Annotated in this window: 14 protein-coding genes; 4 read left to right on the plus strand and 10 right to left on the minus strand. The window is 60.7% G+C overall.

Features of this window, described 5'->3' with window-relative positions:
* Nucleotides 1-163 precede the first annotated feature (163 nt).
* Nucleotides 164-1,216, plus strand: a complete 1,053-nt coding sequence (locus BK665_RS15440) for an NAD(P)-dependent alcohol dehydrogenase (RefSeq protein WP_123406906.1) — start codon at nucleotides 164-166, stop codon at nucleotides 1,214-1,216.
* Nucleotides 1,217-1,231: 15 nt separating this feature from the next.
* Here the strand turns inward: BK665_RS15440 and BK665_RS15445 are convergent, their stop codons facing one another.
* The 7 genes from BK665_RS15445 to BK665_RS15480 form a co-directional block, all read right to left on the minus strand.
* Entirely contained in the window at nucleotides 1,232-2,035 is an 804-nt protein-coding gene (locus BK665_RS15445; protein WP_123406908.1) for an IclR family transcriptional regulator, read from the minus strand.
* A gap of 60 nt (nucleotides 2,036-2,095) precedes the next feature.
* On the minus strand, nucleotides 2,096-3,406 hold the full coding sequence (locus BK665_RS15450; RefSeq protein ID WP_123406910.1) for an MFS transporter: 1,311 nt from the start codon (nucleotides 3,404-3,406) through the stop codon (nucleotides 2,096-2,098).
* 175 nt (nucleotides 3,407-3,581) lie between these two features.
* Nucleotides 3,582-4,730, minus strand: a complete 1,149-nt coding sequence (dgoD, locus tag BK665_RS15460; protein WP_008152275.1) for a galactonate dehydratase — start codon at nucleotides 4,728-4,730, stop codon at nucleotides 3,582-3,584.
* Nucleotides 4,731-4,777: 47 nt separating this feature from the next.
* The gene (locus BK665_RS15465) at nucleotides 4,778-5,398 is read right to left on the minus strand and encodes a 2-dehydro-3-deoxy-6-phosphogalactonate aldolase (protein WP_123406912.1); all 621 of its coding nucleotides are present in this window, start codon (nucleotides 5,396-5,398) and stop codon (nucleotides 4,778-4,780) included.
* Between the two features lie 19 nt (nucleotides 5,399-5,417).
* Complete coding sequence (locus BK665_RS15470) at nucleotides 5,418-6,410, minus strand: 2-dehydro-3-deoxygalactonokinase (RefSeq protein ID WP_123406914.1); 993 nt, start codon at nucleotides 6,408-6,410, stop codon at nucleotides 5,418-5,420.
* 258 nt (nucleotides 6,411-6,668) lie between these two features.
* Entirely contained in the window at nucleotides 6,669-7,166 is a 498-nt protein-coding gene (locus tag BK665_RS34465) for a hypothetical protein (RefSeq protein ID WP_259699608.1), read from the minus strand.
* A 38-nt stretch (nucleotides 7,167-7,204) separates the two neighbouring features.
* Nucleotides 7,205-7,687 (minus strand): GNAT family N-acetyltransferase, encoded by a 483-nt coding sequence (locus BK665_RS15480; RefSeq protein WP_123406916.1) that lies wholly within the window; start codon nucleotides 7,685-7,687, stop codon nucleotides 7,205-7,207.
* Nucleotides 7,688-7,909: 222 nt separating this feature from the next.
* Here BK665_RS15480 and BK665_RS15485 point away from each other — a divergent pair, with 222 nt between their 5' ends.
* The 3 genes from BK665_RS15485 (at nucleotide 7,910) to BK665_RS15495 (ending at nucleotide 9,305) form a co-directional block, all read left to right on the plus strand.
* Nucleotides 7,910-8,563, plus strand: a complete 654-nt coding sequence (locus tag BK665_RS15485; RefSeq protein WP_123406917.1) for an HD domain-containing protein — start codon at nucleotides 7,910-7,912, stop codon at nucleotides 8,561-8,563.
* 96 nt (nucleotides 8,564-8,659) lie between these two features.
* Nucleotides 8,660-8,995 carry a hypothetical protein gene (locus tag BK665_RS15490; protein WP_123406919.1) on the plus strand — a complete coding sequence of 112 codons (336 nt, stop codon included), beginning with the start codon at nucleotides 8,660-8,662 and terminating at the stop codon, nucleotides 8,993-8,995.
* Nucleotides 8,996-9,047: 52 nt separating this feature from the next.
* Nucleotides 9,048-9,305 carry a hypothetical protein gene (locus tag BK665_RS15495; protein ID WP_123406921.1) on the plus strand — a complete coding sequence of 86 codons (258 nt, stop codon included), beginning with the start codon at nucleotides 9,048-9,050 and terminating at the stop codon, nucleotides 9,303-9,305.
* A 165-nt stretch (nucleotides 9,306-9,470) separates the two neighbouring features.
* On the opposite strand, the gene BK665_RS15500 is transcribed toward BK665_RS15495, so the two are convergent.
* From BK665_RS15500 to BK665_RS15510, 3 genes are all read right to left on the minus strand, one after another.
* Nucleotides 9,471-10,454, minus strand: a complete 984-nt coding sequence (locus BK665_RS15500; protein ID WP_123406923.1) for a DUF3829 domain-containing protein — start codon at nucleotides 10,452-10,454, stop codon at nucleotides 9,471-9,473.
* Between the two features lie 274 nt (nucleotides 10,455-10,728).
* Nucleotides 10,729-11,658: a PfkB family carbohydrate kinase gene (locus tag BK665_RS15505; RefSeq protein WP_123406925.1), complete on the minus strand. Its 930-nt coding sequence runs from the start codon at nucleotides 11,656-11,658 to the stop codon at nucleotides 10,729-10,731.
* Nucleotides 11,651-13,117 (minus strand): purine-cytosine permease family protein, encoded by a 1,467-nt coding sequence (locus tag BK665_RS15510; RefSeq protein WP_123406927.1) that lies wholly within the window; start codon nucleotides 13,115-13,117, stop codon nucleotides 11,651-11,653. The genes BK665_RS15505 and BK665_RS15510 overlap by 8 nt, the downstream gene beginning before the upstream one ends.
* Nucleotides 13,118-13,238: the final 121 nt, after the last annotated feature.

The following is a 13,238-nucleotide window of genomic DNA, read 5'->3' on the forward strand; positions in this document are numbered from 1 at the left end:
AAAAGGGATGAAAACATCATCGCAGGTCTGACGGGCAAAGCGACCCGTCAACGGCACATGCCGGAGGATTAGGCATGACACTCGGAGGAATCGTCATGGCTGCCCCCGGCGAGCCCCCGCAAAATGGCGCATCTCACCTGTCACTGCTTTTGCGAGGTTCCTTATGTACACCGCTATCGGATATGCCGCTCAGTCCGCCACCACTCCCCTCGCCCCCGTGAAATTCGAACGCCGCAGCCCTCGGGCCGACGACGTGGCGATCGATATTCTGTACTGCGGCGTCTGCCATTCCGACATCCACCAGGCCCGAAACGAATGGGGCATTGCCGTTTACCCACTGATGCCCGGCCACGAGATCGTAGGCAAAGTTACTGCCGTCGGTGCGAACGTGACCAAGCACAAAATCGGCGATCTGGTCGGCGTCGGCTGCATGGTCGATTCTTGCCGCAGTTGCGAAGCCTGCCAGGCCAACCTCGAGCAATATTGCCTCGAAGGTCCGACCATGACCTACGCCACCCCGGACCGGGTCGACGGCAGCAACACCATGGGCGGCTACTCCGACAGCATCGTGGTCAGCGAGCACTTCGTGGTGCGCATCCCTGCAAAACTCGACCTGGCCAGCGCCGCGCCGATCCTTTGCGCCGGCATTACCACCTACTCGCCGCTCAAGCACTACGGCGTGAAGGCCGGCGACAAGGTCGGGATCCTCGGCATGGGTGGCCTCGGCCACATGGGCATCAAGTTCGCCAAGGCCATGGGCGCGCAAGTGACGTTGTTCACCCGCTCGGCGAGCAAGGCTGAAGAAGCGCGGCGCCAGGGCGCGGACCATGTGATCGTGTCCACCGATGCCGAACAGATGAAGGCCGCTGCCGGCCATTTCGACTTCCTGCTGGACACCATTCCGGTGCAGCACGACCTCAACCCCTACCTCGATACCCTGCGTTTCGACGGCGTGCACATTCTGGTGGGTTTGATCGAACCGGTTGATCCGCCGGTCCACGCCGGCAAACTGGTGATGAGCCGCCGCGTGCTGGCCGGTTCGCTGATCGGTGGCGTTGCCGAAACCCAGGAAGTGCTGGATTTCTGCGCCGAACACAACATCAGCTGCGACATCGAAATGCTCAACATCCATCAGATCAACGAAGCGTTCACCCGCATGATTGCCGGTGACGTGAAGTACCGCTTCGTGATCGACATGGCGACGCTGAAAGTCTGATCAGACTTTAGCGCCTCAGACTTTCAAACCAAGCTCAGCCGAGAGCCGGGCCGTGACCCCTTTGATCAGGGGAATCAGCTCGGCCATTTTTTCCAGCGGCATGTACGGCACGGTGCTGGCGATGCTGATGCCAGCGACGATGCGCTTGCTGGCATCACGAATCGGCGCCGCCACACAACGGATCGACGGTTCGTTGTCCTCCAGATCGAACGCGTAACCCCCCGCCACATACTCAACCATGCGCTGCTGAAACTGCTCCCAGGACTGCTCCGGGTGCAGCGGCCAGAACTGATTTTTCCCACCGGCCGGCAGGCTCACTTCGTACAAGCGTTTCCAGTCTTCCTGGGAATCATCCAGCATCAAGGCCTTGCCGATCCCGGTCCGCGCCAACGGCATGCGATGGCCGACCCGCGAACGCATTTCCGGGCCATTGCGTCCCGGATTCTTGTGCAGGTACAGCACCTCGTCGCCCTCGCGGATGGCCAGGTGAATGGTGTCGCCGGTCAACGCCGACAGCTCGTCCAGATACGGCCCGGCCAGGGTCACCAGCGGCAGCTCTTCCCGCGCCTGAAAACCCAGCTCGATCAACTTCGGCCCCAGCAGATAGCCGATTTGCGGGACCACGCGCAGGTAACGCTCGTCCACCAGGCAACTGGCCAGGCGATGGGTGGTGCTGCGCGTGGTGCCGATCAGCCGGGCGATTTCCTTGAGATCGCGGGCGCCACTGGCCACGGCCTGAACCACACCCAAACCACGAAGCAGTGTCTGGGTGCCGGTCGGCGCGGCGTCCTTGGCGATTTTTGGGGCGTCTTCCTGCATATCCAGCCTTTACCGTTGAGCGAGGGAACGGGCGGCATTATGGTCGCCCGACGGCTGCCACTACAACTCGATACGCTCGACCTTGCCCACCAGCAGCACGTAGGAAAGAGCACCGATCAGCGCCAGAACCGCGATGTAGGTAATCGCCGGGGCAAACGAATCGCCGGTGGCGAGGAAACCGATGACGATCGGCGTGGTAATCGCCGACAGGTTGCCGATGAAATTGAACACCCCGCCGGTCAACCCGAGCAACCGTGCCGGGGCCAACGTCGACACCAGCGACCAGGTGATCGAGGCCAGCCCGTTACCGAAGAACGCCAACGCGAGGAAGGCAATCACCAGCGGCGTCGACTCGACGAAGTTGGCGCCGATAATCGACGTGGAAATCAGCAGCCCGCCAATGATCGGCAGCTTGCGAGCGAAGCCGACGGTGTAGCCGCGACGGATCAGGAAATCGGAAAAGAACCCGGAACACAACACACCGACGAACGCCGCGAGAAACGGTAGCGATGCGAGCAAACCGGACTTGATGAAATCCATGCCGCGATATTTCACCAGGTACGTCGGGAACCACGTCAGGAAAAACCACAGCGTCGAGTTGAGGCAGAACTGGCCGAGGTAAATGCCCCAGAGCTTGCGTTTGCTCAGGACAATCCCGAGGTCGGTCCAACTGAATTTCGCCTTGGCTTTCGCCGTGTCAGCCTGGATATCCACCAGCCCGCCGCCCTCGCGGATCAAGTCGATTTCAGCGTCGTTGGCGCCCTTGAAATCCCGTGGCTCGCGATACACCGCGTACCAGATCACCGCCCAGATAATGCCCACCACACCGGTGCTGACGAACACCATGTGCCAGCCAAATTCATGCTGCAGCCAGGCCAGAACCGGCGTCAGGAACGCCAGCCCGACAAACTGCCCGGAGGTGTAGAAACCGATGGCCGTGGCGCGTTCGCGCTCGGGGAACCAGGTGGTGACCACGCGGCTGTTGATCGGATAGGCCGGGGCTTCCAGCGCTCCAACCGCCATGCGCAGCACGAACAGCGCGATGAAGCTGGCGGCGAAACCGAGCATCACCGTGGCCAGGGACCACAACAGCAGCGCGACGCTGTAGAGAATCCGTGGCGGCACGCGATCCACCAGCCAGCCGCCGGGGATCTGCATGGCGGCGTAGGTCCAGCCGAACGCGGAGAAAATCAGCCCGACGTGGATCGGGTCGATCCCCAGTTCAGTGGTCAGCGCCGGGGCGGCGATGGACAGGTTGCTGCGGTCGAGGTAGTTGATCACCACGGTGATAAACAACAGCACCATGATGAAAAAACGCTTGCGGCTGGGCGTCACCAACGACGCCTGCCCGGTGAGGGTTTGCGGCTGCATGAGGGATGCCTCTTCTTATGTTTATTGAGGTCGATGTAACGGCTGACACCGAATCCCTTGTGGGAGCGGGCTTGCTCGCGAAGACGCCGGCACAGGCAACATCTTCGGCAACAGACAGACCGCTTTCGCGAGCAAGCCCGCTCCCACAGGGGATCTCGGTTGGATCAGAAAGAACTCACCACTCGGCAAAACTGCCATCGGCATGGCGCCAGATCGGGTTGCGCCAGCGGTGGCCGACGGCGGCGCGTTCGATCACGTATTCCTCGTTGATCTCGATCCCCAGCCCCGGGCCATTCGGAATCTTCACGAAGCCTTTGTCGTAGTCGAACACCCGCGGATCCTTGACGTAATCCAGCAGGTCGTTGCTCTCGTTGTAGTGGATGCCCAGGCTCTGTTCCTGGATAAACGCGTTGTAGCAAACCGCGTCCAGTTGCAGGCATGCCGCCAGGGCAATCGGGCCCAACGGGCAATGCAGCGCCAGCGCCACGTCGTAGGCTTCGGCCATGTTCGCGATCTTGCGGGTTTCGGTGATGCCGCCGGCGTGGGACGCGTCAGGCTGGATGATGTCGACGTAGCCTTCACTCAGCACACGCTTGAAATCCCAACGGGAGAACAAGCGCTCACCGAGGGCAATCGGCGTGCTGGTCAGCGGCGCGAGTTCCTTCAGCGCTTCGTAGTTTTCGCTGAGCACCGGTTCTTCGATGAACATCAACTTGTAAGGGTCGAGTTCCTTCATCAGCACCTTGGCCATGGGCTTGTGCACCCGGCCATGGAAGTCGACGCCGATGCCGACGTTCGGCCCGACCGCGTCACGCACGGCGGCGACGTTGGCCAGGGCCAGGTCGACTTTCTCGAAGGAATCGAGGAATTGCAGCTCTTCGGTGCCGTTCATTTTCACCGCAGTGAAACCACGTTCCACCGCTTCTTTCGCGGCGCGCGCAGTGTCCGCCGGGCGGTCGCCGCCGATCCACGAATACACGCGGATCTTGTCCCGCACCTGGCCACCGAGCAAATCACTGACCGAGACACCCAACGCTTTACCCTTGATGTCCCACAAGGCCTGGTCGATGCCGGCCAGGGCGCTCATGTGGATCGCGCCGCCCCGATAGAAGCCGCCGCGATAGAGCACGGTCCAGATGTCTTCGATATTGCGTGGGTCTTTGCCGATCAGGTAGTCGGACAATTCTTCAACGGCAGCGGCGACAGTGTGGGCGCGGCCTTCGACCACGGGCTCGCCCCAACCGGTCACGCCCTCGTCGGTTTCGACCTTGAGGAAGCACCAGCGTGGCGGGACGATGAAGGTGGTGAGTTTAGTGATTTTCATCTCATTGTCTCTCTTGTTAGATGCAGCGCTCACAGCGCCAAAAATTCTTAGCTCAGGGCTTTCCAGGCAGTGACGTAAGCCTTGGCATTGGCCGCCACTTGCTCCGGGGTCATGCCCGGTTTGAACAACCCGGAACCGAGGCCGAAACCTTTGACGCCCGCGTCGATAAACACCTGCATATTGTCCGGCGTAATCCCGCCCACCGGCGCGAGGATAGTCCCGGCCGGCAGCACCGCGAGCCAGGCTTTCACAACCGCTGGCCCCATCTGCTCGGCGGGAAACATCTTCAGCACATCCGCGCCTTCAGCCAGTGCAGCAAAGGCCTCGGTCGGCGTCGCCACACCCGGCGACAGGAACAACCCCGCCGCCTTCGCTGCGCGCAGGACCTTGGGATCGCTGTGCGGCATGACGATCACCTGACCGCCGGCCGCTTTCACCTGCTCGACCTGTTCCGGCGTCAGCACCGTGCCCGCGCCGATCAGGCAATCGGCGGGCAAGGTACTGCGCAGGATGCGGATACTTTCGTACGGCTCGGGGGAATTAAGCGGCACTTCGATGACGCGAAATCCGGCGCTGTACAGGACTTCGCCGATGGCCGCCGCCTCTGTAGGACGCAGGCCGCGCAGGATCGCGATCAGGCCGTTTTGCGCCAGGGCTTGCTTGAGCATGTCAGACCTCCAGTCAGGTTTAACGGGATGGATTGTGTGAGACCAGTCCGGCGGCGACCGCCAGTTGCCACAACCCGCGCTCGGTGGCTTGCTCGGCCAGGGTCACATTGGCAAAGCCGCAGGCATCGAGGGCCCGGCTATAGCGGGCGCAGAGTTGGGTGTTGCCAATGAGGATGATCGAAGGCAGATGAACGCTGTTGCGCCGGCGTCGCTGAACATTGGCCAGGGCCGCCAGTTCATGGCCGATCAACAGGCCGGACAGATAGTCCGGCTGCGCGGTGGCGCTGAGTTCGCCGGTGAGCCCGAGACTGCGAGCGCTAAACAACGTCGACAACGGCCCGATCTCGCCGTCCGCCGACAACGCCACTTGCACGCCGCGATCAAATGCCTGGCCATCGAATGACGCACCGTGTTGCTGGGTGCGCCCGAGAATGCTGTGTTCACTGAGTACGGCGAACACTTCGCCGGTCATGAAGGTGTCGAAATGGACGATGCAGCCGTCAGCCACTTCCACCCATTTCGAATGACTGCCAGGCAAGCCGATCAACAGATCGTTGCCCGCCCCGCCCGGCAGGTTCTGCAACACACCAAGGACTTGGGTTTCTTCGCCGCGCATCACATTCGGCAACCGCGAACGCTGAATCACCCCCGGCACGATGTGTACATCGACGCCGCGAAGACTGCGTACGGTTTGTAGGGAATTTCCGAGATTGGCGACGTTGGCCGGCGTGTCCTGGTAGGACGCTTCGCGCCAGCCCTGGGCACTGCCGACCATGCCACAGGCAATCACCGGCAAATCGGGCTGGGCGTCGAGCCAGTCGCCACAGGCCTCATCGAAGGCCAGTTCAAAACCGTCGGTGCATTCCTGGCCGTTGATGATTCGCGGCGTGCGCGGCAGCTGCATGATCCCGGACGACAGCGAACGCTGTTCCAGCACCTGGCCACCCGCGGCGAGTTTGTAAGCACGTAATGAGGTTGTCCCCCAATCGAGCGCGATCAATTGCGCCAGCATCGCTTCACCTGTTTTGTTTTATTGGCAGTGAGTGAGCTGGACTATAAACCCGGACGCGCTTCAATCTCAATATATAAATATCACTCCCATATTATGGGATGCCGAACAACAGTAAAAAATGCCCGGCAGCGCTCGACGCCACCTGCCTCATCGGGGCCGGCGGCGCAGATTTCGCCATTCAATCAGGGGTTATGTGTAATGAAGAGTGGCCTCGATGAGATCAAGACCGGAGCGCTTCCTGGTGGCAGATGCTCGCGATTACTGTTTCGTCGCCGTTTTTATCAACTCACTCGTCGGGACGCGCATCACCTTTGAGAAGTAGGTCTTGTAGGTTGTCGTCTGGACTCTAAAGACACATGAAATAAAATCCCGTTGTTTCAACAGCGGAACCAGGGTTTCACCGTCCAGATAATTTTCCCCGCCCTTGCCAGTTTCCGATTCACTGAAAATGACATTCGCGCGATACCGCAACGGCAGATCGCCCGCCACGGGTTCTACCAGACCAAAACCGGAACGTTTTATGTGATGGGCTTCGCTAAAGTCGAGGTCATCTTCCAACGCACAGACTAGTCCCTGACCAATCCTGGACTTGAACAACTGTAAAACGTCGACGTCAGCGCTGAAATAAATCTGATAGAGCCCAGTATTACGAAGCTCCTCCACACTCGAATAGTCGAGCGTTGCCTCTGGTTTTCCGTGATTCAACGAGCATCCGGCACTCATCAATATAAATAGACATAGAAGAACCTTGCGCACCCGGACTCACTCCCTGAAACATCCACGGGACACCGCGATCACCGGCCTTCGGCAAATTCGCGAAGCACCGCCCCATCCATCCGATACCGCACCCACTCTTCCTGCGGCTGTGCACCGAGGGATTTGTAGAATTCGATGGCCGGTTTGTTCCAGTCCAGCACACTCCACTCGAAACGGCCGCAGTCGTTGGCGCAGGCGATTTTGGCCAGGTGGCGCAGCAAGGTTTTGCCGGCGCCGCCACCCCGTTGTTCGGGGGTGATGTAGAGGTCTTCGAGGTACAGGCAGTTGCTGCCCAGCCAGGTGGAATAGCTGAAGAAGAACACCGCGAAACCAATCGGCAAACCGTCCCGCAGGCAGATCAGGCCGTGGGCGGTGGCGCCTTCGCTGAACAGGCTGCGTTCGATGTCGGCGACGCTGGCGATGACTTCGTGGCGGGCACGTTCGTAGTCGGCCAGCTCAGTGATGAACGCGAGGATTTGCGGAGCATCGCTGGGGGTCGCCGGGCGGATCTCGATCGTCATGGACGTGCCTTGTCTGGAGTTGAAAACGCCATACTAAGGCGGCAATCGGCGCTCGTCACATGGCAAAGCAAAAAGTACCCTACTGACAGCTAAAAGGCCCCTTGTGGGAGCGGGCTTGCTCGCGAAAGCGGTCTGTCTGACACATCAATGCTGAAACAACCGACGCTTTCGCGAGCAAGCCCGCTCCCACATTTTTTACCGTGCATGACCGAAAGGATGTTTATGACTGCCGCTGCTTTCGCTCCGTTGCAAACCCTCGCCGAAACACTCCTGCCCCACGCGCTGGAACCCGCGGAAGACGGCGCCCACGACCTGTCTCACTTGCAGCGGGTGTGGCACAACGTGCGCACGCTTCACGCACAGGAAGGTGGCGACCTGGACGTGCTGCTGGCAGCCGTGCTGTTGCATGATTGCGTGGCGGTGGAGAAGAACTCGCCGCTGCGCTCCCAAGCCTCAAGATTGGCAGCGAAGAAAGCGGCAACGCTGCTGACGACACTGGACTGGCCGGACGCAAAAATCACCGCCGTCGCCCACGCCATCGAAGCCCACAGTTTTTCCGCCAACATCACCCCGACCACCCTCGAAGCGAAAATCCTGCAGGACGCCGACCGTCTCGATTCCCTCGGCATGCTCGGTGTGGCGCGAACCTTTTACATCGCCGGGCGCATGGGCAGTGCGTTGTACGACCCGCAGGACCCGGAGGCCAAGGCCCGGGACTACGATGACAAGCGCTTTTGCCTCGACCATTTCCAGACCAAGCTGCTGCACCTGGCGGACGGTTTCCAGACCGTCACCGGCCAACACCTGGCGCAGATTCGTCATCAGCGGCTCAAGGGTTTCATGGAGTTGTTCAAGGAAGAAATCGGCGCGGGTTAGAAGCTCCAGCCTGAACCGTTCGTCGTTCATCAGGCACCAACCCCCTCGAAGGCGGACCAACATCAGGTAAGGACTCTAATAATTGGAGACGACACCATGATGATGTCCCGGCTGACCGCTCTCACCCTCGCTGCCCTGCTGTCTTCTACCGCCTTCGCCGCGACCACTGCGTCCGGCACCGGCCCCACCGACCCGGTGGAAAAACCCAAGGCCCCCGCCATCCAGAGTGCCCCCGGTATGAACACCGATGGTTCGGGCGTCGACAACAGCCTGCCACCGTCCACTGGCACCGATCCGCGCCTCCAGGGCAGCGACCCCGGCCGCCAGGGCGGGATGAATACGCCGGACAACCAGACACCCGATAACGCCGGCAGCGGCGTCGGCTCGAAAACCACCACCGGTGGTTCGGGCTCCGAAGGTGCCGGCAAATAGTTCGCCGACGCGAGCGCCGCAATACCTATCCACATCCATGAAAGAGGTAACCATGAACGTCGATAAAAACCTGGAAAAAGAAGTCCTGACCCGTCTGCTGCACGCCCATCCGAGCGGTTTGGGCAAGGAGGTCCTGGACAATTACCGGGGGGAGAAAGTAGTGGCCACCACCCTCGCTGTTTTACAGGATCGCGGACTGATCCAGCACGGCCATGTGACCTGCAATGAAGCCGGCGAACACTCGCTGAACCTGCCGATCAAGCTCAGCGCAGCGGGGGTTGAGGCGGCGCGCAAACTGGAAATCCAGTAATAAGACGTTGCGCAAGACCGGGGTAGCCATCAAGGTTTTGTGTTGAATGTGATGGCCTCTTCGCGGGCAAGCCTCGCTCCTACAGGTATACACATCCCCCCTGTAGGAGCGAGGCTTGCCCGCGAAGACGTCTGATCAGACGCAGAATAATTTGAAGGCCGGCATTCAACACATCGGATGATTAAACCGGTTAATCACATTCGAGTAATTACGGTTGTAGCGATTCGCCGAGTTAACGATGTTGGAACTGCGCATCCGTGCCGGCATTTTTGCCATCAAACCGGTTTCTTCGATCTTGAACACACCGTCCTTGATGTCTTTGATCATTGAACGGGACTGCCCGATAAACTCATTGATTTCCAGCATGCCGCCGCTACAGCTCTTGCCGGACTTGGCCGATTGCTCGGTGACTTTCCTGTCCCAGCCTGCCGCAGCATCCGCCACTTGTGCCAGGGACTTTTCGAAAGCGTCCAGCGCCGCCGGATCATTGGGCGCCGCAAACAAGACATTGGCATCGGCATTGTTCAGCTTGCCGTAGTAAATCAGCCCGGCGCGATAGTAAGCCGCGGTGTCCTTGTGCGCCTTGTCGAACGCTTCCTTGGTCAACGCTTGGTCACGATCACTCAGGCCTTTGTAGAACGCCGCTTCTTTCTGAGCGACCAGGGTCAGTGCTGCCAGGTAGTCCGTGCTCAACTGGCGAGCCTTGTCGCCATTGTCGGCCAGGTAACCTTTGGAGTTTGCGTAGTTGTTCAGCTCGTGGCTCAACGGTGACAACGTTTTCAACGCTGTCGAGAAGTCCTTGGCAGCGGCATCGATTTCGACAATCGGCGCGTCCATGGCTGCGGCGGTGTCCAGTTGCGCCGCCGAGCGATCCACCAGAATGTCGTTCTCGATGCGCATCGAAGTCGGCGCTGCCTTGCCTTTCAACAGCGGCATCTGTTGCGTCAGGTAGTTTTCCCGGGCCTCCTGGAACGACGTGGTCAGGCTGTTGGCCACATCGACATACAGGTTGTACTTCTCGATCTGCTGCTGTTGCGCGGCGCTTTGGCTTGGCTGCTTGTTGGCGGTCGCGTCTGGCTTGTCGCCGCAACCGGCCAACAGTGCAGAAGCGGCGAGCACGGTCGCGGCCATCATCATCCGGTAATTCATTTTTTCTCTTCCATAAAAAACGCTTCCATAAAAAAACGCGGCGGGCCATGCATGGCTTGCCGGAGGGGATTCGGTAGGAGATTTTGCAAACGGGGGACTCGCTCCATGAGTGTAAGAAACAGGCCCGACAGGCTGTCAGACGCTTCCCCTTCCTGGGGGCGCGCATTGTGCGAATTTTCAGACGGGATAGCAAATGAGCAGGCTCGCTCCTACACCGATCAGCCTGTGCCACCGATCACTTGTAGGAGCGAGGCTTGCCCGCGAAGGCGACCGATCAGTCGCCCGAATCCTTGCGGACCAACGCATCCACCTCAGCAGTCCCCGGCGAAGTCGCCGGCCCCCACCGAGTGACGGCCAAAGCCGCCGCCGCATTCGCCCGGCGTGCCGCCTCAACCGCCGACAACCCCCGCGCCAACCCGGCCACGAACACCCCGGCATGGGCATCCCCGGCGCCGTTGCTGTCCACCGCTTCAACCTTGAACCCCGGCACATGCTGGCAGTCACCGCGCTGGCGGATCCAGCAGCCTTGCGGTCCATCGCGCACCACCATCAACACATCCGCCGGTAGATGCCCGGCCAACCGATCCAGCGCCGAATCAATATCCGCCGCCCCGGTAAACCGCAGCGCCTCGACGCCATTGCTGGTCCATACATCGATGCGCGGCAGCAATGCATTCATCAACGGCTCATCCGGCGACTCCACCAATGGACCCGGATCGAATATCACGTTGATGCCTGTCGGCAATCCCAGCACCCAATCCACCAACGCCCGGGCCTTGCCGACATGCAGCAAGCTATAGCCGCTGACGTAGACATAATCCCCCGCCTGCGCCGGCACGCTCGCCAGGTCTTCGGTGGACACTTCGCCTTCAGCGCCAATGTAGGAAATGAAACTGCGCTCGGCCGAGGCATCCGTCACGGCGACGCACAACCCGGTATCGCGCTCGGCTTTGTGAGCGATGCCAATCTGGATGCCCTCAACCTTCATCGCTTCCCGCGCCAGGTCGCCGAAACGACCGGTGCCATGCCGACCGAGGTAAACCACCGGCAAGCCATTACGCTGGGCGGCGGCCATCACATTGAAGCCGCCACCGGCTTCGAAACTGGCGGATTGCGCCAATACGTCACCGCCGGCCTGGGGCAGTTTATCCACGGCCATGACCAGGTCGATGATGACCTGGCCGGTGTGCAACAACTTAGGCATGAGCGTTCTCAGTCAGTGCAGCGCGACGATCCTTGGCCCCGCCGAGTACAAAATAAATCCCGCCGGCCACCAGGAAGGTCACGATCCAGCCGAGGCCGTTATGGCCCAGGTACGAGTCGGAAAGGAAGCCACGGAACCAGATGTTTTCAGCGGTGGTGCCGATGGTGGTGAAGCTGAAGCCCAACACAATCGCGATTGCCCAGGCACCGAAGGCACGCCATTCGATGCCGCCGCGATACCAATAGGCGCTGCTTGGGCTGACGTCCAACAGGTCTTTGGGGCTGTAGTAATGACGGTGGATCAGGTCAACGATGAAGATTCCGACCCACGCGGTAATTGGCACCGCCAGCAGGGAAATGAAGGTGATGAACGGGCCGTAGAAGCTGTCGGCGATCAGCATGAAGTAAATCGAACCGGCGAAGATCGCGACGATGTCCACCACCACCGCGTAGACGCGCGGGACCTTGAGGCCAAGGGTCAGGGTGGTCAAACCGGCGGAATACACCGACAGGTTATTCGACAGCAGCAAGCCGCCGAACGCAGTGATCAGGTACGGCACGGCCATCCAGGTCGGCAGCATGTCGCGGATCGCGATGATCGGGTCCGTGGCTTGGGCCAGGTCGTTATTGCCCACCGACAGCAAGCCGCCGAGGGTGATCAGCAGCACCAGCGGAATCCCCGCACCGAACGCCGCCGAGGCCACCAGGCGCACGGCTTTGACGCTTTTGTGCTGGTAACGCGACATGTCCGCGCCGGCGTTGGCCCAACCAATCCCGGTGCCGGCGGCCATGGTGCCGACGCCGATGATCATGGCGCTCAGCGGTGCCGGCGTGGCGTTGAACACCGCGCTCCAGTCGATGGTGGCGCAGAGGAAACCGCCGACCAGCAGGTTCAGCGCACCGAACACGTAGGTCGCCCACTTCTGGATCACCAGCAACGTGGCGTGACCCAGGCCCGACACCGACAGGGTCAGCAGCACGAATATCGCAATGAAGATCAGGGTTAACACCGGTGCACTTTTGGCTTCCACCGGCGAGCCGAACAGGATCGAGCACAACGACAGCAACACGAACGCGGCGGTGGTGGTGTTGACGGTTTCCCAACCCAGGCGCGACATCAGCGAGACCACGGTCGGACCGATGTTGCCGCGCACGCCGAAGATGGCGCGGGACAGGGTCAGGCTCGGTGCGCGGCCACGGCGGCCGGCGATGGAGATGATCCCCACCACGGCGAAAGAGCCAGCGGCGCCGAGGATCGCGACGATGATCGCCTGCCAGATCGCCAGGCCACGAAACGCCACGAGTGTGGCGCCCAAGGGCAAGCCGAGGATGGAAATGTTGGCGGCGAACCAGACCCAGAACAGTTGCAGCGGATGACCGTTGCATTCACTTTCCGGGACGGGCTCGATGCCCCGGGTTTCCAGTTGCCCGGCGCTTGGCCCGGCGTTCGATGAACTCATGATGGATGCTCCTGTTGCCATTGTTTTGGTTGTGGGCAGACGGATTTCTAAGTGACCTGCGCAACCCCATGTAGGAGCTGCCGAAGGCTGCGATCTTTTGATCTTGATTTACAGCTGCCTG

Origin of the sequence: Pseudomonas frederiksbergensis (genome assembly GCF_003732665.1) — a bacterium.
Classification (GTDB): domain Bacteria; phylum Pseudomonadota; class Gammaproteobacteria; order Pseudomonadales; family Pseudomonadaceae; genus Aquipseudomonas; species Aquipseudomonas frederiksbergensis_G.